This is a genomic window from Camelimonas sp. ID_303_24 (genome assembly GCF_053543495.1).
In genome coordinates this window covers 79,684-99,772 of sequence record NZ_JBLLJM010000012.1, presented here as the reverse complement: position 1 = coordinate 99,772, position 20,089 = coordinate 79,684, and the positions used below count along the sequence as shown (strand labels likewise).

16 protein-coding genes, 1 tRNA gene and 1 CRISPR repeat array are annotated in these 20,089 nt (G+C 66.5%); of the genes, 6 read left to right on the top strand and 11 right to left on the bottom strand.

The window, feature by feature from the left end; all coding sequences use genetic code 11:
- Positions 1-57: 57 nt before the first annotated feature.
- The 4 genes from ACERNI_RS12655 to ACERNI_RS12640 all read right to left on the bottom strand — a co-directional run bounded on the left by ACERNI_RS12655 (position 58) and on the right by ACERNI_RS12640 (position 3,943).
- Positions 58-489, bottom strand: a complete 432-nt coding sequence (locus ACERNI_RS12655) for a DUF1489 family protein (RefSeq protein WP_448833645.1) — start codon at positions 487-489, stop codon at positions 58-60.
- Between the two features lie 93 nt (positions 490-582).
- On the bottom strand, positions 583-2,610 hold the full coding sequence (locus ACERNI_RS12650; protein ID WP_448833644.1) for an ATP-binding protein: 2,028 nt from the start codon (positions 2,608-2,610) through the stop codon (positions 583-585).
- A gap of 116 nt (positions 2,611-2,726) precedes the next feature.
- Entirely contained in the window at positions 2,727-3,461 is a 735-nt protein-coding gene (locus ACERNI_RS12645; RefSeq protein ID WP_448833643.1) for an LrgB family protein, read from the bottom strand.
- Positions 3,458-3,943 carry a CidA/LrgA family protein gene (locus ACERNI_RS12640; protein ID WP_448833642.1) on the bottom strand — a complete coding sequence of 162 codons (486 nt, stop codon included), beginning with the start codon at positions 3,941-3,943 and terminating at the stop codon, positions 3,458-3,460. Before ACERNI_RS12640 ends, ACERNI_RS12645 begins: the two co-directional genes overlap by 4 nt.
- Positions 3,944-4,519: 576 nt before the next feature.
- Here ACERNI_RS12640 and ACERNI_RS12635 point away from each other — a divergent pair.
- Positions 4,520-5,122, top strand: coding sequence for an exopolysaccharide biosynthesis protein (locus ACERNI_RS12635; protein WP_448833641.1), 603 nt, complete (start codon positions 4,520-4,522; stop codon positions 5,120-5,122).
- A gap of 91 nt (positions 5,123-5,213) precedes the next feature.
- Here ACERNI_RS12635 and radC read toward each other — a convergent pair whose 3' ends face one another.
- A complete protein-coding gene (gene radC / locus ACERNI_RS12630) occupies positions 5,214-5,927 on the bottom strand; it encodes a RadC family protein (protein ID WP_448833640.1) in 714 nt (237 codons plus the stop codon).
- Positions 5,928-6,066: 139 nt separating this feature from the next.
- Positions 6,067-6,873, bottom strand: a complete 807-nt coding sequence (gene map / locus ACERNI_RS12625; RefSeq protein WP_448833639.1) for a type I methionyl aminopeptidase — start codon at positions 6,871-6,873, stop codon at positions 6,067-6,069.
- A 507-nt stretch (positions 6,874-7,380) separates the two neighbouring features.
- On the opposite strand from map, the gene ACERNI_RS12620 reads away from it, so the two are divergent.
- Entirely contained in the window at positions 7,381-8,154 is a 774-nt protein-coding gene (locus ACERNI_RS12620; protein WP_448833651.1) for an FkbM family methyltransferase, read from the top strand.
- A 253-nt stretch (positions 8,155-8,407) separates the two neighbouring features.
- Here the strand turns inward: ACERNI_RS12620 and ACERNI_RS12615 are convergent, their stop codons facing one another.
- Together ACERNI_RS12615 and lipB are read right to left on the bottom strand one after the other, a co-directional pair.
- Positions 8,408-10,015: a carboxyl transferase domain-containing protein gene (locus ACERNI_RS12615; RefSeq protein ID WP_448833638.1), complete on the bottom strand. Its 1,608-nt coding sequence runs from the start codon at positions 10,013-10,015 to the stop codon at positions 8,408-8,410.
- Between the two features lie 102 nt (positions 10,016-10,117).
- On the bottom strand, positions 10,118-10,894 hold the full coding sequence (gene lipB / locus ACERNI_RS12610) for a lipoyl(octanoyl) transferase LipB (RefSeq protein ID WP_448833637.1): 777 nt from the start codon (positions 10,892-10,894) through the stop codon (positions 10,118-10,120).
- Between the two features lie 468 nt (positions 10,895-11,362).
- On the opposite strand from lipB, the gene ACERNI_RS12605 reads away from it, so the two are divergent.
- Positions 11,363-11,448 (top strand) — tRNA-Leu (locus tag ACERNI_RS12605).
- Positions 11,449-11,899: 451 nt separating this feature from the next.
- Here the strand turns inward: ACERNI_RS12605 and ACERNI_RS12600 are convergent.
- A complete protein-coding gene (locus ACERNI_RS12600; protein ID WP_448833636.1) occupies positions 11,900-12,184 on the bottom strand; it encodes a hypothetical protein in 285 nt (94 codons plus the stop codon).
- 313 nt (positions 12,185-12,497) lie between these two features.
- On the opposite strand from ACERNI_RS12600, the gene ACERNI_RS12595 reads away from it, so the two are divergent.
- From ACERNI_RS12595 to ACERNI_RS12585, 3 genes are all read left to right on the top strand, one after another.
- Positions 12,498-13,727 (top strand): MFS transporter, encoded by a 1,230-nt coding sequence (locus ACERNI_RS12595; RefSeq protein WP_448833635.1) that lies wholly within the window; start codon positions 12,498-12,500, stop codon positions 13,725-13,727.
- A gap of 109 nt (positions 13,728-13,836) precedes the next feature.
- Positions 13,837-15,258: a CRISPR direct-repeat array (repeat unit 32 nt; unit sequence GTTTCGATCCACGCCCCCGCGTAGGGGGCGAC).
- Positions 15,259-16,051: 793 nt separating this feature from the next.
- Entirely contained in the window at positions 16,052-16,696 is a 645-nt protein-coding gene (locus tag ACERNI_RS12590; protein ID WP_448833634.1) for a TetR family transcriptional regulator, read from the top strand.
- Between the two features lie 116 nt (positions 16,697-16,812).
- The gene (locus ACERNI_RS12585; RefSeq protein ID WP_448833633.1) at positions 16,813-18,366 is read left to right on the top strand and encodes an acyl-CoA synthetase; all 1,554 of its coding nucleotides are present in this window, start codon (positions 16,813-16,815) and stop codon (positions 18,364-18,366) included.
- Positions 18,367-18,534: 168 nt separating this feature from the next.
- Here ACERNI_RS12585 and ACERNI_RS12580 read toward each other — a convergent pair whose 3' ends face one another.
- Together ACERNI_RS12580 and ACERNI_RS12575 are read right to left on the bottom strand one after the other, a co-directional pair.
- Positions 18,535-18,888, bottom strand: coding sequence for a nuclear transport factor 2 family protein (locus ACERNI_RS12580; RefSeq protein WP_448833632.1), 354 nt, complete (start codon positions 18,886-18,888; stop codon positions 18,535-18,537).
- A 91-nt stretch (positions 18,889-18,979) separates the two neighbouring features.
- Complete coding sequence (locus tag ACERNI_RS12575) at positions 18,980-20,032, bottom strand: phosphotransferase family protein (protein ID WP_448833631.1); 1,053 nt, start codon at positions 20,030-20,032, stop codon at positions 18,980-18,982.
- Between the last annotated feature and the right edge of the window lie 57 nt (positions 20,033-20,089).

Here is a 20,089-nt window from a genome sequence, read left to right as displayed (position 1 = left end):
GCGGCGGCCCTGGAGACAAAGCTCCAGGGCCGCCGCTTTGTCTTCCATCGGGACGCTTTACAGCAACCCGAGTTCAGCCAGTTCCCGCTTCATCGCCTCGGGCATGGCGCCGGTATCGGCGTCGCCAGCCAGATCTTCGGGGGCGTCGTTTGCCTCCAGATAGCGCCAGCCCTGAAAAGCGCCGCGCCGGCGCGGCTTCACCGCCACTACCGTCTGCTCAAGAACAATGTGGACGCGGCCAATGCCATCGCCGTCGGTGAACGGGCGCAGATCGAGAATGCGCTGGCGGCAGGCGACCTGCCCCTTGATGACCCAATAGAGCGATCCGCCATCCATCTCGGCCCGCCGTTTCGGCATCATCCGCGTGGTGGCGACCTGTTCATAGTCGAAGCCGCCGCTGCGGGCGGCCTTGGCGTTGGCGGCGATCCAGCCCTCAAGGTCCTGGATCGAATCGCAGCCGACGCACAGTTTGATCAGATTGAGAGCCATCCATTTCGCCATGCCAGAGCCGCCGCATTGCGGAAGCTCCGGTTTCTTGTCCGGCGTCTGGCGCCGCAACCGGCGCCGGGAGCGAGCCCAGGCTCACTCCGCCAGCATGATAACTGCCGCGCCTTCCGCCACCTGCTGGCCGACGCTGGCGCGCACCTCTGCTATGACGCCAGCCCTGGGCGCTGTCAAAGGGTGCTCCATCTTCATCGCCTCGACCACGGCGAGGCGTTGCCCCTTGGTCACCTCGGCGCCGGCTTCCACCAGCACCGCGATGATCTTGCCATGCATGGGGGATTTCACCACGCCGCCAGCATCGCCGACGTGATCGAGGTCGACGCTGAACGGATCAAAGGGCGCGACTGTCACCTGCCGGCCCTGGCTGATCACCAGTTGTCTGGCGTCGGCGCGCACCGCGACCGCCCCGCCGGCGAAGGCGACAACGCCATCCGCACCCCTGGAGCCCCCAGCCCTGACATCCGTGATCCGCGCTTCGGCGCCGTCCACCGTCACGGCAAGCCCGTCATCGCCCCAGCGCACCTCCGCGATAGCCTTGTCGCCATCCGCGGTGACCTGTCGCCGCACCGTGCGCGCGCCGAGCAACTGGAATGCCGGGCGGTCGCCTTGCAACGCTGCCCAGGGATCAGCCCAGGCTGACGACGCCGCAACCGGCGCTGCTCCCGCCTGCAATTGCAGCGCCAGCACGCCGGCGGCTACGGCGGCGGCGTCCGGCGCGGGCGCCGGCGAGCCAGCCGGCAGCACGCCCAGTTCATCCATATGCGCATCGATAAAGCCGGTATCGAAAGCTCCGGCGCGGAAGTCCGCCGCCTCGACAAGCCGCTTGAGGAAGGCCGCGTTGGCGCGCGGCCCGGCGACGCGGGTGTCGCCCAGCGCCCGGGCCAGCCGGTCCAGCGCCGCCTCGCGGGTCGGGCCATGGGCGATGATCTTGGCGATCATCGGATCGTACCAGGACGATACCTCGCCGCCGGCTTCGACGCCCGAATCAACGCGCACGCCCTCGCCCTGCGGCAGATCTAGCAGCCAGATGCGGCCGGTGGACGGCAGGAAGCCGCGCTCCGGATCCTCCGCGTAGAGGCGGGCCTCCACCGCGTGGCCGTCGATGCGCAGGTCGTCCTGGGCAAACGGCAGCCGGCCGCCCGCCGCCACCTCGAACTGCAACCGCACCAGATCAAGGCCGGTGATTGCCTCCGTAACCGGATGCTCCACCTGGAGACGGGTGTTCATTTCCATGAACCAGAAGCGGTCCGGCCGCAGGCCATCGCGTCCGTCGGCGATGAATTCCACCGTGCCGGCGCCGACGTAGCCAACGGCCCGGGCGGCGTCGACAGCCGCCTTGCCCATGGCGGCGCGCATGGATTCGGTCATGCCCGGCGCCGGCGCTTCCTCGATCACCTTCTGGTGCCGGCGCTGCAATGAGCAGTCGCGCTCGAACAAATGGACCACATTGCCGTGGCTGTCGGCGAACACCTGGATTTCGATGTGGCGCGGCGACAGCACGTATTTCTCGACCAGCACGCGTGGATCGCCAAATGAGCTGGCGCCCTCGCGCCGGGCGCTCTCCAGGGCCGCCAGAAAATCCTCCGCCGCGTCGACGCGGCGCATGCCCTTGCCGCCGCCGCCGGAAACCGCCTTGATGAGCACAGGATAGCCAATGGCGTCGGCCTGCTGCTTCAGGAAATCAGGGTCCTGGTTCTCGCCGTGATAGCCGGGCACCACCGGCACGCCGGCCTTCTGCGCCAGCGCCTTGGCGGCGTCCTTCAGGCCCATGGCGCGCATGGCGCTGGCCGGCGGCCCCACCAGGACGATGCCGGCGGCGGCGCAGGCGTCGGCAAAATCCGGCCGTTCGGAAAGAAAGCCGTAGCCTGGGTGAATACATTGGGCGCCGCTGCGCTGCGCCGCCGCGATGATCCGGTCGATGCGCAGATAGCTTTCGGCGGCAGCGGCGGGGCCGATGCAGATCGCCTCATCCGCCTGGCGAACGAACGGCGCATCGCGATCCGCCTCCGAGTGTACGGCGATCACCCGCATGCCAAGCGCCCGGGCGCTGCGGGCCACGCGGCAGGCGATTTCGCCCCGGTTGGCGATCAATACGCTGTCGAACACGCTTACTGCCTCCTGCCGCTTCCTCCCGAAGCCCGCGATTAGTACCGCACCGTACCGGCCATTCCAAGCTGGGCTTTCGTCGTGGGGCCTTCGTCGTCTGGCTTGCCTTGGGCGGCTCAGCGCAACAACGCCGCCAGCGCTGGCAGCAACAGCGCCGTCAACATGCCGTTCAGCGCCATGCCGACGCTGGCGAAGGCGCCCGCCACCTCGCTGGACTGGAAAGCCCGCGCCGTGCCGATGCCATGCGCCGCCAGCCCCATGGCGAAACCGCGCGCCGCCGGATCGCGAATCTTCATGGCGTCGAACAGCGGCCGGCCGATCATCGCGCCAAGAATACCGGTGGAAACCGTCGCCACCATCGCCAGCGCCGGCAGGCCGCCGATGACCTCGCCCACGCTCATGGCTATCGGCGCCGTCACCGATTTCGGCGCCAGCGAAGCCAGCAGCAGCGGCGAGCCGCCCAGCGCCCATGCGAAGCCAACCGCAGAGACGATTGCCGTCAGGGCGCCGGCAATGAGCGCGACGACGATGGGGAGCAGCGCCCGCTTCACCAGCGCAATGTTCTCGACCAGGGGAATCGCCAGCGCGACCGTCGCTGGTCCCAGCAGGAAATGGATGAACTGCGCGCCACGAAAATAGTCCTCGTAGCGCGCGCCTGCGAGCCAGAGCGCGGCGCTGACCAGCGCCACCGACATCATCACCGTGTTGGCCAGCGGATGGTTGCCAGTCCTGCCCGCGATCCACGTGGCGAGGACGAAGGCGCCGAGGGTCAGCGCGATCCACGCCAGCGGGGCCTGCTCCGCCCAGACCATCAGCGACGTCAGGTTCTGGTGAATATCGGCTCCAGTCATGGCGCGTCTCCCCCGGCGCGCCGCATCCCGGCGCCCTCCTGTTCACAGCCCTCCTGTCCACAGCCCTCTTGCGCACCCTGCTCTTGTGCGCCGTGTCCTTGCCCGCCGTGTCCTTGCCCTGCGAGACGCCGCTCCTGCCAGCGGCTGGTCGCCACGAACGCCCACGCCGTCACCACAAGGGTAATCATCACCGAGGCCAGCAGGGCCACGACCATGGCGGTGGTCTGTCCCGCCACCACCTTGCCGAGGCTGATGACGCCAACGCCCGCGGGTACGAACAGCAGCGACAGCACGCCAATCAGCGCGCGGCTGGCGTGCACAAGGCTTTTCGGCGTCCGTCCACGCAAGGCAAGGAGGATCACGGTCATCATCAGCAGACCCAGCACGGCGCCTGGAAGCGGCAGCCGCAGCAGGCGCGACAAGGCTTCACCCGCCAGCTGACAGAGCAACAGCGCCAATAGTCCGGGCAAATATCCTGTCATTGCATCACCATGACGTTCCTGATGAGGGCTGGATGGCGCCTCGCCAATGGCCTGCCGCCGACGTTCGCTCCACCAGGCTGCCTGGAAGGATGCGCATGCCGGTGAGATGAAACCAATGTCAACGTATTGATTTTATAGCCAGACAGGTGAACCTGGCGCTGGCGCCCCGCGTGATATGCGGCGGGCGAAAAATGTCAAATCCGACCCACCCGGAGATATGTTCCGCTCTGGCTCCCGGCGCGCCTCCATGACAGAGAGCGTCAGGAATCGGCAATCAACGACAGCCAGCCGGGCGCCGCGACTCACCGGGCGCCTGCTGGGCGGTATACCGCCTTGCACGAACAAAGGCGCGCCGGCCGCCACGCTGAAAATCCATCGCGCCCGGCGCCCGTACGCCGCTCCGCGCCGGCTTCCGGGTGACGTTTCCGCGCGGCCGGCCGACATGATTGCGCCGGATTCTCGCGAGACATGGATACACGGGCCACAAACGTCGTCCGCCAGCGTTGCCCCCGTTGGCCAGAGTCCATAATCCAGGCTAAACAGCTGCTTCAGATCGACAACCCTTCGGCAGAACCCTTGGACACCAGGCAACGCACCTCCGACGTCCTGATCGCGCTCGCCGGAGGCTCCAGCGAGCGCGTGTCTGTTGGCGAGATTGTAGGCTCGCTCCGCCAGCAGGCCTTTGCCCTGCTTGTGGTGGTGCTGGGGCTGCCCAACTGCCTGCCCATGCCGCCGCCGATCCCGCTGATTTCCGGCCTGCTGCTTGGTTTCGTCGCGGTGCAGATCGTCATCGGCATGAACACGCCCTGGCTTCCGCCAACGCTGATGCGCAAGACCATGGCGCGCGCGGACGTGGCCCGCGCCATCGCCCGGGCCTTGCCGGCGGTCTACCGGCTTGAGCGCATCTCGCGCACGCGGCTGGCGTTCTTCAACAAGCCATGGGGCATGCGCATAACCGGCGTGCTGCTGTTCCTGATCGCCGCGGGCCTGCTGGTGGCGCCGCCGTTCATCGGCCAGATTCCGCTTGGCTTCGCCGCCTGCCTTGTCGGCCTCGGCCTGGTGGAGCGCGACGGCGTGATGGCGGTGAGCGGCATCACCTTTGGCGTGATCGGCATTGCCCTCAGCCTCAGCTTCGTCGTGGCGATTGTTGGCGGCCTGGCGTCGCTGTTTGGCTTCTGAGCCAGGCCGGTTCCCACCGGCGCCAGGGCTGCGATACGTCTTGCCAAAGCTCCCGATCGCCCGCGCCGCGCAACGCGTCAGCAGTCGCGCATCAGGCCGCGTCCGGCTCCAGCAGACGCAAACCGCGCATGCTGGCGTGTCCATTGCGACCAACGATGATGTGGTCGTGCAAGGTGACATTGAGCGGCGCGGCGACGCGCATGATCTCCCGCGTCATGCGAATGTCGGCGGATGAAGGCGAGGGATCGCCTGATGGATGGTTGTGCACAAGAATGATGGCGGAGGCTGACAGCTCCAGCGCCCGGCGCACCACCTCACGCGGATAGACTGGCGTGTGATCGACCGTGCCGCGCTGCTGCTCCTCGTCGGCGATGACGGCGTTGCGCTTGTCGAGAAACAGCACGCGAAAATGCTCGCGCTCGGCGAAAGCCATCACCGTGCGGCAATATTCCAGCACCTGGGACCAGGAGGCGAGCACGGGCCGCTTCACCACCGCGCCGCGCGCCAGGCGCCCGCCCGCCGCCGCCACGATCTTCAGATCGAGCGCGACCGCCTGGGAAACCCCCTCCACCTCGGCCAGCAACCGGGGCGGCGCGGCGATCACCTCGGCGAACGAGCCGAAGCGCGCCACCAGCGCCTTGGCCAGCGGCTTCACATCCCGCCGGGGAATGGAGCGGAACAGCAGCAGTTCCAGCAGTTCGTAATCCGGCAGGGCGTCGGCGCCGCCATCGCGGAAGCGCGCCCGCAACCGGTCGCGATGACCGTAATGATGCGGCGGATCGACAGCGACCTGCTTCCCGGTCATCCCGGCCCTCACGCCATGCGTCCCGGACGCCCTGATCCGGAGACGACTCCAAACCCGCATTATTTTTGCAGAAAAACGCTCCAGCGCGCCAGATTCTGGCCAGTGAATCAAACCTGGCCGCTGAAGTCATTATCTGGATTTACTTTCCCAATATTACCGGCGGCTTGTCCAGCCCTGCCGGAGATTTGGTGAAAATTTCCACGCCGGTTTCGGTCACGCCCACGGAGTGTTCAAACTGCGCCGACAGGGAGCGGTCGCGCGTCACCGCCGTCCAGCCATCCGACAGCACCTTCACCGCCGGTTTGCCCAGATTGATCATCGGCTCAATGGTGAAGAACATGCCCGGCTTCAGCTCCGGCCCCTCGCCGCGACGGCCGAAGTGCAGGATCGACGGATTGTCGTGGAACACCTGGCCAAGACCGTGGCCGCAGAAGTCCGTCACCACGGAGCAGCGCTCGCTCTCGGCATATTCCTGGATGGCGGCGCCAATGTCGCCGGTGGTCGCGCCCGGCTTCACCGCCGCCAGGCCGCGCTGCAGGCATTCATACGTCACGTCGATCAGGCGCGCCGCCTTGCGCGGGATCTCGCCAACCGCGTACATGCGGCTGCTGTCGCCATGCCAGCCGTCAACGATCACCGTCACGTCGATATTGATGATGTCGCCTTCGCGCAGCGGCTTGTCATTTGGCATGCCATGGCAAACCACGTGATTGATCGAGGTGCAGCAGGAGAAGCCGAAACCACGGTAGTTGAGCTGCGCCGGATAGCCTCCGCCCTGCAGGCCGAACGCGCGCACCCAGTCGTCAATCTGCAGCGTGGTGACGCCAGGATTGACCCGACCCACCAGCATGTCGAGAATTTCCGCGGCAAGCCGGCCGGCCTTGCGCATGCCCTCGAAGTCAGCGGGCTCGTGCAGTCTGATCTGTTCCGTACGCCGCCTGGCCACCAGCGCGCCCTCTCTGTTTATTCCGGACCTGCCCCCGGATGCACCCCCCCGCGCGGCGCGTCAAGCCGCAGATGGGGCCGCCATTTTCCGGATCCCGCCGCCAGCCGCCGCACGGCGCCGCCTCATGGTCTGGCCGCAGCCTTATTTTACACGCCATGGCGGAGCAGTGTATGCACCATAAATCGTCCCGTCTGGCGGCGCGCCTCGCGCCTTCCGGATTGATGTTGGAGCCTTTTCCGGCGGCGACGCCGGAAAAGGCTCCATCTTTTTGTCAGATGCGTTTTCCGGCGGCAGCGTGTCGCTTCACCAGAAAACGCCCGGGTGCTTCACGCTGGCTACCCCAGCCGCGAGCCCCAAATTGAAGCGGTTATTGTGACCATGACCGAGACCACCCGGCAGACACCCCCCAGGCAGGCAGGCGCGACCGCCGGCCACGCCCCTGCCGACAGCTTTGGCGCCTTCGCCCCTGACGCGCTGACCCGCGCCGTGCTCGGCGTCACCCGCAAGATGCCGGAAACCTGGGCCGGGCGCCGCGTCGCCCTGGCCTTGCGCAAACTGGCCATCCGCTCCCTGAAGGGCGCCCCGGTTGATGTGGAGGCGCTTGGCGCCCGCATGCGGCTCTATCCCTATCGCAACGTTTGCGAAAAGAAGGTGCTGTTCACGCCGCAGTTCTTCGATCCGCAGGAACTGGCCATTCTTGGCCGTCACGTCGAAGAAACCCGCGGCGCCGGCCGGGGTTTCCGCTTCATCGACATCGGCGCCAATATCGGCGCCTATTCCGCTTACGTGGCGGCGCTGGCGGGCCCTGAAGCCCGCATTCTCGCCATCGAGCCGCAGCCGGATATTTTCGAACGCCTCACCTTCAATATTCGCCAGTGCCCGTGGCCAACGGTGAAGGCCATTGCCTGCGCCGTCGCCGACAAGGCCGGGGAACTGACCCTGTTCCTCGACCCCGACAACAGCGGCGAGTCGAGCCTGAAGGTGCTGGCCTCCAGCGCAGCGAACAACATCCGCGTCTCCGCCGTGCCCTTGTTGCAGTTGCTGGCTGACGAAGGCTTTGACCGCGTTGACGCCATGAAGCTCGACGTGGAAGGCGCCGAGGATATCATCCTGGAGCCGTTCCTGCGCAACGCCCCCGACGCCCTGCTGCCGCGCCTGCTGATCATGGAGGACGGTTCGGAGCGCTGGCAGATCGACCTGCCAGCCCTGGTCGCCCAGCGCGGCTACCGCCAGGCCCTGCGCACCCGGCTCAATTTCGTCTTCGAACGCGACGCGGACTGAGCCACCCCGGCTCTTTGCATGATGTTGGCGGTCGCAAACTGGCGTTGGTCGCGAGATCGCGCCAGTCGCAAGCTGGCGCTGGTTTCAGGATAACGCTCAGGCCGCGGCCGGCGCGCACTCATCCAGCGGCAAGCCGGTTCGATGCCTCGCTCTTGGCCTTGACCCTGCCCACCCCACCCAAACCACATCATGGCCGGGCTTGACCCGGCCATCCACGAAGCAACGCCAGGGCAATAGAGCGCCCGAACGCCGCTTACATGCGGAACACGCCGAACTTCGTCTCCGGCACCGGCGCGTTCAGGCAGGCCGAAAACGCCAGGCCCAGCGCGTCGCGGGTTTCCGTTGGCAGGATCACGCCATCGTCCCACAGGCGGGCGGTGGCGTAATAGGGGTTGCCCTCCACTTCATACTGGGCGCGGATCGGCGCGCGGAACGCCTCTTCGTCTTCCGGCGACCAGACCTTGCCCTCGGCGTCGAAATTGTCGCGTTTCACCGTGGCCAGCACGCTGGCCGCCTGCTCGCCGCCCATCACCGAAATCCGGCTGGATGGCCAGGTGAACATGAAGCGCGGCGAATAGGCCCGGCCGCACATGCCGTAATTGCCGGCGCCGAACGAACCGCCAATCACCAGGGTGATCTTGGGCACGCGCGCCGACGCCACCGCCGTGACCAGCTTGGCGCCGTCGCGGGCGATGCCGCCCGCCTCATACTGGCGCCCCACCATGAAGCCGGAGATGTTCTGCAGGAACAGCAACGGAATCCGGCGCTGGCAACACAGCTCGATGAAATGCGCCCCCTTCAGCGCGCTTTCCGAGAACAGGATGCCGTTGTTGCCAATGATGCCCACGGGGATGCCATGGATGCGGGCAAAGCCGGTGACGAGCGTGGTTCCGTACAGCTTCTTGAACTCATCGAATTCCGAACCGTCGACCAGCCGGGCGATGACCTCGCGCACGTCGTACTGCTTCTTCAGGTCGGTCGGGACCAGGCCTTCCAGGTCGGCTGCGTCATACGCCGGGGCGACCGGAGCCACGAGATCGATGTCCGGCCGCTTGACGCTGTTCAGCGTGCCGACGATGCGGCGGGCGATTTCCAGGGCGTGGTTGTCATCGACCGCATAATGGTCGGCAACGCCTGATTGCCGCGCGTGTACGTCGGCGCCGCCCAGATCCTCGGCGGAGACGACTTCGCCCGTCGCCGCCTTCACCAGCGGCGGGCCGCCCAGGAAGATGGTGCCCTGACGGCGCACGATGATGGTTTCGTCGGACATGGCCGGCACATAGGCTCCGCCGGCGGTGCACGAGCCCATCACCACGGCGATCTGCGGGATGCCCTGGGCCGACATGTTGGCCTGGTTGAAGAAAATACGGCCGAAGTGCTCGCGGTCCGGAAACACCTCGGTCTGGTGCGGCAGGTTGGCGCCGCCGGAATCGACCAGATAGATGCACGGCAGCCGGTTTTCGGCGGCGATCTCCTGGGCGCGCAGGTGCTTCTTCACCGTCATCGGGTAGTAAGTGCCGCCCTTGATGGTGGAATCGTTGCAGACGATCATCACGTCGCGGCCGCTGACCCGGCCAATGCCAGTGATCAGCCCGGCGCCATGAATCGCCTCGCCATACATGCCGTCCGCCGCCAGGGCGCCAATTTCGAGAAACGGCGCGCCCGCATCGAGAAGCCCGGCGACCCGCTCGCGCGGCAACAGCTTGCCGCGCCCCACATGGCGCTCGCGCGCTTTCGGCGGCCCGCCGGCGAACACCGCGTCGCGTCTGGCCTGCAATTCGGCGCGCAAAACCTCCCATGCTGCGGCGTTGGCGCGGAAATCCTCGCTCTCCCGGCTGATCGCAGTTTCTAAAATCGGCACGCGCATTCTCCCGTCTGATCCGGCCAGTACTGACGCGTATCGCACAGAATTCAAGTCCGATTTTGGTAGAAGGGCGCCCGCGGCCCCTACGCCGCCGCCGGCTCAGGCGCGCTTTGTAGGCCCAAAAACGCTTTCAAACCGCTGGCGCAACACGTGATCGACCTCCGGCATGGTCACGGGGATGCCCAACTCCACCAGGCTGGCGACGCCATGGCCCTGCACGCCACACGGCACGATGCCGGAGAAGTGCTCAAGTTCCGGCTCGATATTCAGACTCACGCCATGGAACGACACCCAGCGCCGCACGCGGATGCCGATGGCCGCCACCTTGTCCTCGCGCATTGTCCCATCCGGCAGCGGCGCCTTTTCCGGCCGCCGCACCCAGACGCCAACCCGCCCCGCCCGCCGCTCGCCGGTGATATTGAAACTGGCCAGGGTTCCAATCAGCCAGTCCTCCAGGGCGCAAACGAAGGCGCGCACGTCCGGCCGCCGCCGCTTCAGATCCAGCATGACATAGACCACCCGCTGGCCAGGCCCGTGATAGGTAAACTGCCCGCCCCGGCCGGTTTCAAACACCGGAAAACGCCCTGGCGCCACCAGGTCCTCCGCCTTCGCGGATGTTCCGGCGGTATATAGCGGCGGGTGCTCCACCAGCCAGGCCAACTCGCGCGCCTCGCCAGCGGCGATGCGGGCGACCCGCTCTTCCATGAAAGCGACGGCGTCGTCATAGGCGACGAGGCCATCGCTCACCAGCCACTCCACCGGCGGCGCCTCCGCGTCCGCCTGAAACACGTGCGCCGGCCAGCCGCCTGCGCCGCATGCGGCTGGCGCCGTGTCCCGCTCGCTGGTTTCCGTAACGATGGTGTGCTGCCCGGCCATCCCGCGCATCTCCTGTGCCTGCAACGCCCTGACGCCTTGGCCTGGAGCAGTTTGCGATCAGTCGGGGGCGCAAACCGCTCCAATTCTCCCTGTCTGGAGCGTTTTCCGATCAGCCCGAACCGGCCGATCGAAAAGCGCTCCAGCTCCACGTGAAGGGAGCCCACGCGAAGGGCCAGCGTGAGGCATGGCCAGTGCGAAGCCAGACCGCCCCGCGCCGGAGCAGTGCCAGCATATCCCGGAACAGATGTCTGTCTTCGCTCCGCCGAATGCAAGCGCGCAGCCGCGCGGCCGAAGCCCCAGACCAGCCGCATCGCATAACCCACAGCTATGTCCGACTTGTTCACAGCGGCCCCTTGTCGACGCCTGAACCTTCTGTTACACGCCCCTTCATCGACAGCGGACGGCGTGTTTCGCAGACGGTCACCCCCCTCAGGATGACCCAGAAACAGCCCGGAGCGTTGATCACGAGCGGTCGTGGCGGAATGGTAGACGCGCTAGCTTGAGGTGCTAGTCCTGGAAACGGGGTGGAGGTTCGAGTCCTCTCGACCGCACCAATCCTAAGTGATTGGCTGCAAATAATCTTCCTGATAACAAGAGCTTACGGCGTCCCCACTCTCACCGAGAGGGACTCAGACATCGCTCTGATTATGGCCAGCCCCTTTAAAAAGCCGAAGTCATCAATGCGGCTGTGACGGCTGCGCACCCTGCTGGACGTTGTCGTCAGGCTGAGGGCGCGCATCGCCTCGGGCCGACGGGCGCATCGCGCCGGAGCCTTTGTCGCGTATGGGGACGCTCCCGCACCTGAGGAAATCGAGGACCTGCGCGGGCAATGCGCCGCCGGTGAATTTGGAGCAGGCCACTCCCCCCAACAGCTCGCTCCCGCTGGATTGGGCGGCAAAGCCCCCCAGGGAGCGCCGGGCATTGAGAGCGCCAGCAAGCACGCGGTGGCGCCGACTGGGCGCCCGCCGCACGCCCGCCGCACGCCCGCGCGCAATATCCCTTCTGTCAGGCATTCCTGTTTTTGATGGCGCCGACGATCGCCGTCAGGATCGCGCCGCCGGCGCCGCCCGAGATAATATTGGTCACGACGCTGCCGATGCTGAAATTCCCGCTGGCCAGGGAAGCCTGAACCGCTGGCAGCACAAGCGGAACCAGCTGGCCCAGAATGCCGCCGCCGACGAGACCCGCAATGGTGTTGCCAATCGCGCCCATGTCGAGCGCAGGCGATGCCTTGCCTGCCGCGTTACCGCCCACCGCGCCCGCGATCAGGTTAATCAGAAGCTGTTCCATGCTGCGTCTCCTTCACGGGCGGGTACAGGCCACGGTCGCGCCGCCTCGCGCCCACCCGTCCGAAGAAAACGGGTGAGCCAGACATAAACTATATTTCATGTTTCTTATCTTGCACCAAACAAGCCAGTGAACATGCCCCAGGCGAACGGCTGTTTTGCCAGGCGCCGCCCCCCTCAACATCTTCACGATCCGGCATGACTACAGAAGGGGTGGCGTTCGCCTCATGGCGCAGAAGCGCTTTGACCTGATCCACGCCAGGCGTCAGGATCGCAACGCGCCGGCCGCGATTTGACTGGCCACGGTCGGGAACCCCATGACACACGCGAAACACAGCCCCATCACCGATTTTTCAGAGGCCTCCCTGTATCGCTTCGAGCGAAGCAACGTGCTGAAGCTGGCCATCGCGCAGGCCCTGGCGGGCGCGAATGCCGTCGTTATCTATGCGACCGGCGCGATTGTCGGGCATACGCTCGCCCCCAGCCCGGTTCTGGCGACGCTGCCGATTTCCATATTCGTCGTGGGCATGGCGATCTGCACCCTGCCGGCCGGCGCCATTGCCCGCCGCCACGGTCGCATCGCCGCCTTCCTCACAGGCACAGGATGCGGTGTTTTTGCTGGCCTGCTCGCCGCGCTGGCGGTGACGTATGGGTGGTTCTGGCTGTTCTGCGTCGCCACGTTCCTGGGCGGCGGCTATGCCGCCGTCGTGCTGTCATTCCGCTTCGCCGCCGCCGACTGCGCCCCGCCCGCGCGTCGCCCGCGCGCCCTGTCCACCGTCATGGCCGGCGGGGTGTTCGCTGGCGTGATCGGTCCACAACTCGTGACCTACACGATGAATATCTGGCAGCCGTACACGTTTGCGGCGACCTTCGCGGCGCAGGCGCTTGTCGCGGCCCTGTCGGCCCTGCTGCTCGTCACCGTCCGGCTGCCGCCCCCCGCCGCGGAGGAGGCATCAGGCGGGCGCCCGCTTGCCGTCATTGCCCGCCAGCCCCGCTTTATTGTCGCCGTCGTTTGCGGCGTCGTTTCCTATCTGCTCATGAACTTTCTCATGACGGCGGCGCCGCTGGCCATGCAGATGTGCGGCCTGTCCCAGACCGACGCCAATCTGGGCCTGCAATGGCATGTCATCGCCATGTATGGGCCCAGTTTCTTCACCGGGCAGTTGATCATGCGATTTGGCGTCGCCAGAGTGGTTGGCGCCGGCATGTTGCTGATAGCGGCCGCGGCGGCCGTTGGCCTGACTGGCGTCGGCGTCGGCCATTTCTGGCTCTCCCTGACGCTGCTTGGCGTCGGCTGGAACTTCGGTTTCGTAGGAGCCTCTGCGCTGGTGCTGGAGTGTCACCGCCCCGAGGAAAAGACCCGCGTCCAGTCTTTCAACGACTTCCTGGTATTCGGCACGATGGCGTTTGGCTCGTTCCTGTCCGGCGGCCTGCTGACGGCTTATGGCTGGTCCACCGTGCTCTGGCTGTCCTTCATCCCGATCGGCCTGGCCAGCCTCGCCCTGGCCTGGGCAGCCAGATTGCGCCAGGCCCAGGCCGACACCTGACCGGCCCGGCCCAGCGCACGGGCGAACCGGGAACTGGGCCGATCTGGGGTCGCAGCCGCCGCACGGGAGGCGACCTCAGGGCTTCAGGCGGCAATCTGAGGGCTGCCCAGTTTCGATCCACGCCCCCGCGTAGGGGGCGACAGCGGCAGCGGGCTCCCCAAAAGAGGCCGGGAGCGTTTCGATCCACGCCCCCGCGTAGGGGGCGACGCCGTACCCGCCCAGCACCTCGGAAACGATCTCCATGTTTCGATCCACGCCCCCGCGTAGGGGGCGACCCGTGCTTGGCCACGGAGTTGGCGTGGTATGCCTCTGTTTCGATCCACGCCCCCGCGTAGGGGGCGACGCCCGCCTCCCGTTTCGCGAGATCAACGTCGACGAGTTTCGATCCACGCCCCCGCGTAGGGGGCGACGCGCGAGACGAAGTCCGAGGCCGCCGAGGCATGGTTTCGATCCACGCCCCCGCGTAGGGGGCGACGACCTTGGACGGAAAAGACTTTTAGCCTAGCCCTGTTTCGATCCACGCCCCCGCGTAGGGGGCGACGGACGGCCAGCCGGCGGAACAGGCGGCAAAACCAGTTTCGATCCACGCCCCCGCGTAGGGGGCGACAATTCGATCAACGGCGCGTAATCCTCCCGGAGCGTTTCGATCCACGCCCCCGCGTAGGGGGCGACTCTCGCGCCGGCCCTGCGTGATGCGCACCGGAAGTTTCGATCCACGCCCCCGCGTAGGGGGCGACTCGGACGTCGGCGTTGCGAGGACAATAATCGCAACGTTTCGATCCACGCCCCCGCGTAGGGGGCGACGTAGTCCAACCTAACGGCACGAAGTTGGCTGTCGTTTCGATCCACGCCCCCGCGTAGGGGGCGACACGGCACGAAGTTGGCTGCCGAAACCAGATGGGAGTTTCGATCCACGCCCCCGCGTAGGGGGCGACTATCGTCACGCGAGCAGAGCAGGTCATCTTCCAGCAGTTTCGATCCACGCCCCCGCGTAGGGGGCGACTGTGCGGGAAGGGCTGTTTTGGCCCGCGCGGCGGTGTTTCGATCCACGCCCCCGCGTAGGGGGCGACCACCAAGGGAGGCGACGCCGATGGCCAAGGATGTTTCGATCCACGCCCCCGCGTAGGGGGCGACCCAAGGAGCTGGACTGGTATGCGGCGGAACAGATGTTTCGATCCACGCCCCCGCGTAGGGGGCGACCCAGGCAGCGGCCGGACGGCAGACGGGCCAACAGGTTTCGATCCACGCCCCCGCGTAGGGGGCGACGCCCGCAGCCTCTCCACCCCGCTCTCGGGAGCAGGTTTCGATCCACGCCCCCGCGTAGGGGGCGACGTGGCCGGAGCCGATAACGTGCAGGATGCCCTGGTTTCGATCCACGCCCCCGCGTAGGGGGCGACATGGCGATCCGCCAGCATCATGAAACCCAGTGTCTCGTTTCGATCCACGCCCCCGCGTAGGGGGCGACGCGAAATCTCCCCAGTACCATTCCTGCTTCTGCTGTTTCGATCCACGCCCCCGCGTAGGGGGCGACCCCACTACTACTAATCCGTTGATCGCCCGTTGCAATTGCTTCCAGCTCCGCGAATGGCGGCGGTGTGGGTTTTGGCGATGGATTGGGAGAATGGGGCCGGCGGGGAAAATGTTGTGAGACCAGCGGTTTGGCGGCAGCGCGAACCTGCCGGAGGTGCTGGGCCAGCTTGTGGTTCGCGCCCAGTGCACTTGTCGCGACTGTCGCGTGCAACGCGACCAGGGGGCGTACGCCGCGCGATCGCACTGCGAGGGCGGCGCCTTCGCCTCACGCGCAAAGCGCTGCTTGGGCGGGGCCATGCTGACGCCAGAGCCAAGCCCACGACTCACTGGTCTCATGCGCGAAGCGCTGCACGCCAGTCACCACGCACTCCGCCGCTGCCAGTTGCGCGCACATAAAAGGTCGCGGCGTCCGCTATGACGTCGCCAGTTCTTCGCGACTGCCAGTTGCGCGCGCACGTAAAAGATCGGACGCCAGCGGGAAACCTCAGGCGCCCGGACATACTGCCAGTTACGTGCGCGCACGCAACCGGCCACTGGCGCAAAGGCAGATCCCGCCGCTGCGGCAACCGCCGGGGCTACGCGCGCCTGAAGCGCCGCATGGGTTTCGCATCCTCTTCCCCGGGTCCCTTTCACAAGATCCTGTTACAAGTCCCCCGTGCAAGCGACAGAACGCATGCCGTGGTCAGCGGCCGTAAATTATCGACAAGTCTTGACATGACCCAATGGTAATATATTGACTCATACGCAACGGGGCTGGCTTTTCCACCGTTCAGCGAGAGGAAGCGGCGCTTGCCATGACCAGGTCCAGGAGCAGGAAAGTCCCAGACGTCGCGTCGCCATGGGAGCCTTTCGAAGACCGGCGCCGGGCCCGCGACATCAAGCGCGAGGCGGTGCTGCGCGTCGCCGTGCACCTGTTTCTGGAGCAGGGCTATGACCGCACCTCGCTGAACGAGGTGGCGGAGCGGCTGAACATCACCAAGCCGGCGCTCTACAACTACTTCGCCAACAAGGAAGAAATCCTGATCGAGTGCTACAATCTCGGTCAGGAGCTGTCCGAGGGCGCGCTGACGCGGATGCGACAACTGGAGGGCAACGGCCTGTTCCGTTTGCGCGGACTGATCCGGGGCCACGCGCTGACCATGACCCAGGACTTCGGCCAGTGCCTGGTGCGCATCGACGACCGGGTGCTGTCGCCGGAGGCGCGGCGCGACGTGCGCGCCGGCAAGCGGCTGATCGACGCCGGCTTCCGCGCCTTTATCAGCGAAGGCATCGCCGACGGATCAATCCGCCCCTGCGACGTCAAACTCACGGCTTTCGCCATCACCGGCGCGCTGAACTGGATCGGCCACTGGCATCAGCCGGGCGGCGACCGCACGCCGGAACAGATCGGCGATGAAATGGCGCTACGCCTTACGGAAGGCATCGCCAGCGCGTCCTGAACGACGCGCGCCAACCTGCCAATAATAACAATAACAATAACGCTCCAGAAAAACCCGGGCGCGCAAGAAAGCCAGATACGCACGAACACCCGGGAACGCCAGAGAGGAAGACCGCCATGAACATTACTCACGGCCTGCGCCGCGCGCTTCAGGTCAACCGCAATGGAACCGCCGTCATCGACGGCGATACCTCCATGACCTGGGCCGAGGTCGGCGACCGCGTCGCCCGCCTCGCCGGCGTGTTGCAACAGCAGGGCGCGCAACGGGGCGACCGGGTCGCCGTGCTGTCGCTGAACAGCAGCCGCTACCTCGAGCTCTACCTCGCCACCGCCTGGGCCGGCGCGGTGATCGTGCCGCTGAACATTCGCTGGAGCGTCGCCGAAAACCGCGATGCGCTGGAGGACAGCGGCGCGAAGATCATGTTCATCGACGCGGCGTTCGAGCAGCCGGCGCGCGAGCTGGTCGCCCAGGTTCCCGGCGTGACGCTGATCTGGGCTGACGACGCCCCTGCCCCGGCCAATATCCCCAGCTATGAAGCCCTGCTGGCCAAAGCCGCGCCGGTGGAAGACGCCATGTGCGACCGCGATGCGCTGGCCGGCATTTTCTACACCGGCGGCACCACCGGCCGCTCCAAGGGCGTGATGCTCAGCCATGGCAATCTGGTGGCCAACGCCATGAACGCCCTGGCCGAGGGGCTGTTCGCCGCGGACACGGTCTATGTCCACGCCGCGCCGATGTTCCACCTGGCCAATGGCGCCGCCATGTATTCGCTGCTGATCAGCGGCGGCTGCAACGTCATCCTGAAGGCGTTCAGCCCGGATGGCCTCGCTGGCGTTATCCAGCGCCACAAGGCGACCGAATTGCTGCTGGTGCCGACGATGATCCAGATGCTGGTCGACAGCCCGACCATCGGCGGCTTCGATCTCTCCAGCGTGCGCCGCATCGTCTACGGCGCCTCGCCGATCAGCGAGGCGGTGCTCGATCGCGCGGCGGCGCGCCTGCCTGGCGTCGGTTTCGTGCAGGTCTACGGCATGACCGAGCTGTCGCCGATCGCCACCTTCAACTCCTCGGCCAACCATATCGGCGCGGCGCGCGAAATCGGCCGGCACCGTTCGGCCGGCCGCGCCACCCTCGGCGTCGACGTGCGCATCGTCGACGACAACAACCAGGAGCTGCCGCGCGGCGAGATCGGCGAGATCATCGTGCGCGGCGACACGGTGATGATGGGCTACTGGCAGCGCCCCGAGGAAACCGCGAAGGCGGTGATCGACGGCTGGATGCACACCGGCGACGGCGGCTACATGGACGCGGACGGCTATGTCTTCGTCGTCGACCGCATCAAGGACATGATCATCTCCGGCGGCGAGAACATCTATTCCACCGAGGTGGAGAACGCCGTGGCCCAGCACCCCGCCGTGCTGCAGTGCGCGGTGATCGGCATTCCGCACGACCACTGGGGCGAGACCGTGCATGCGGTGATCGTGCTCAAGCCAGGCGCCGAAACCACTCAGGAAGACGTCATTGCCTTCTGCAAGGAGCGGATCGCCGGCTACAAGTGCCCGCGCAGCGTCGAGATCCGCACGGAACTGCCGATGTCCGGCGCCGGCAAGATCCTGAAACGCGACCTGCGCAAGCCCTATTGGGACAACCGCGAGCGCAACGTCGCCTGAAGCTGGCGTCCACGAACTGTCCCTGGGAGCCCTGGCGGAAACGCCGGGGCTTTCTGGCGGGAAGGTCCGATGCACCTGACCCGCGTTGCCTTGTCGGGAACGCAGCCCGGCGCCGCGCCATGTGCGGCGGACCGGGAACCCGATGCGCTTTACGCTTCGCCTGCAAAGCTACTCCAAAGGCAGGCCATGCATCCTGAGAAAGGTCAGCCTGTCCCAATATCCCCGCTGAAAGGTTATGCGCCCATCACGCACCGTGAAGAAGCCACAACCGCGCAGGCCCGCCGGATCGCGCCATTCGAGCGCCACGACCTCGCCGGCCTCATGAATCGCTTCGACAATGCAGTGCATTCCAACTGACGCGAATTCTCGCGAAAACATGGCGTGGATAGCCTCCCGCCCCTCAACTGGCTCCTGCGTCACCTGGTGATTAATCGCCTGCGGATGGTACAGGTCGGCCAGGCCAGCAGCGTCACCAGCATTGAACATCGCGACCCAGCGCTCCACGGTCTGACGCGGCGTCATCCTCTCCTCCTGCAAGCAATCCATACGATATCCAACCCGACGCCAGAGCTCTGACGCGCCCCTGAGATTCTACTCCGCGCAAAGCAGGCGTTCATCCACCCCTGCCCTCCACCAGGCGAAGGCCATGGCCGAACAGGGTTGCAATGGAGGGGGCGAAACGCTCCCACAGATCGTCGCGACGCCTGCCGGTGCGATGCAGCTTGACGTTAAGGCAGGCGATGGCGCCGAGGCGATACTGGGCGAGCGCCTGATGCCAGGCCAGATTGCCGAGCGCCGGCCCCCCGGCCGCGGCGTAGGCGGCAACGATGTCCTCGCCGGAAACCGGCGCCACCGGCTGCCAGCCGGCGTCCCATGCCCGGCCGTCAGACATCATCAGCATCCAGCCCACATCAAGGCCCTGGGCGCCGATCGAGGCCAGTTCCCAGTCGATAATGCCGGTCGCCCGGCCGTTGTCGAACAGGATATTGCCCGGCTGGTAGTCGCCGTGCACCAGGCCAACCGGCGCCGGGTCAGGCAGGCTGGCGCGCAAGGCGGCGTCGAGCGCCTGTCCCGCCGCCGCCCAGTCAGGATTGTCGGCGTGGCGGAGCACCGATTTCCAGCGGTCGATCTCCTCCAGCAACAGGCGCGGCTCCTCCCAGTCCGGCAGCACGGTTTGCCAGTCGATCCGGTGCACGCTGGCCAGCAGTTCCGCTGTCTGCAGCCAGACGGAGCGCGCCGTCGCCGTATCCGCCGCGAGCGACGGGTGCGGCTCCCAGACGACGAAAACCCGGCCGGGCAATTTTTCCATAACGATGAATGGCGCGCCCAGCATGTCCTCCCCGGCGGAGGCCCAGGGAACCTCCGGCACGCGCAGACCCTGCCCCTTCAGGGCGCGCAACAGCGGGTACTGGCGGTAAACATCGGTGTTGCCGCGCCGGGTAACGCCGGCTGGCGCCAGCTTCAGAATGTAACCGCCGCGCATGGCGCCGCCGGGTTCGCGCACGTCGAAACCATAGGTCAGCCCGGCGTGGCCATCCTCCATCACGCCGAAGTCGCTGATCCGCACATCAGCGTTCAGGGACTGGCGGACCATGTCCTGCGCGCGGACGGCCAGCTCCTGGAACTGGCCGTTACCCGCCCGCGTCAACGCAACCTCCCCGGTCATGCGTTTCTCCTGATTCTGTTTATCCGCCCGTCAGATCGCGGCGGTCCCATGCAGGCA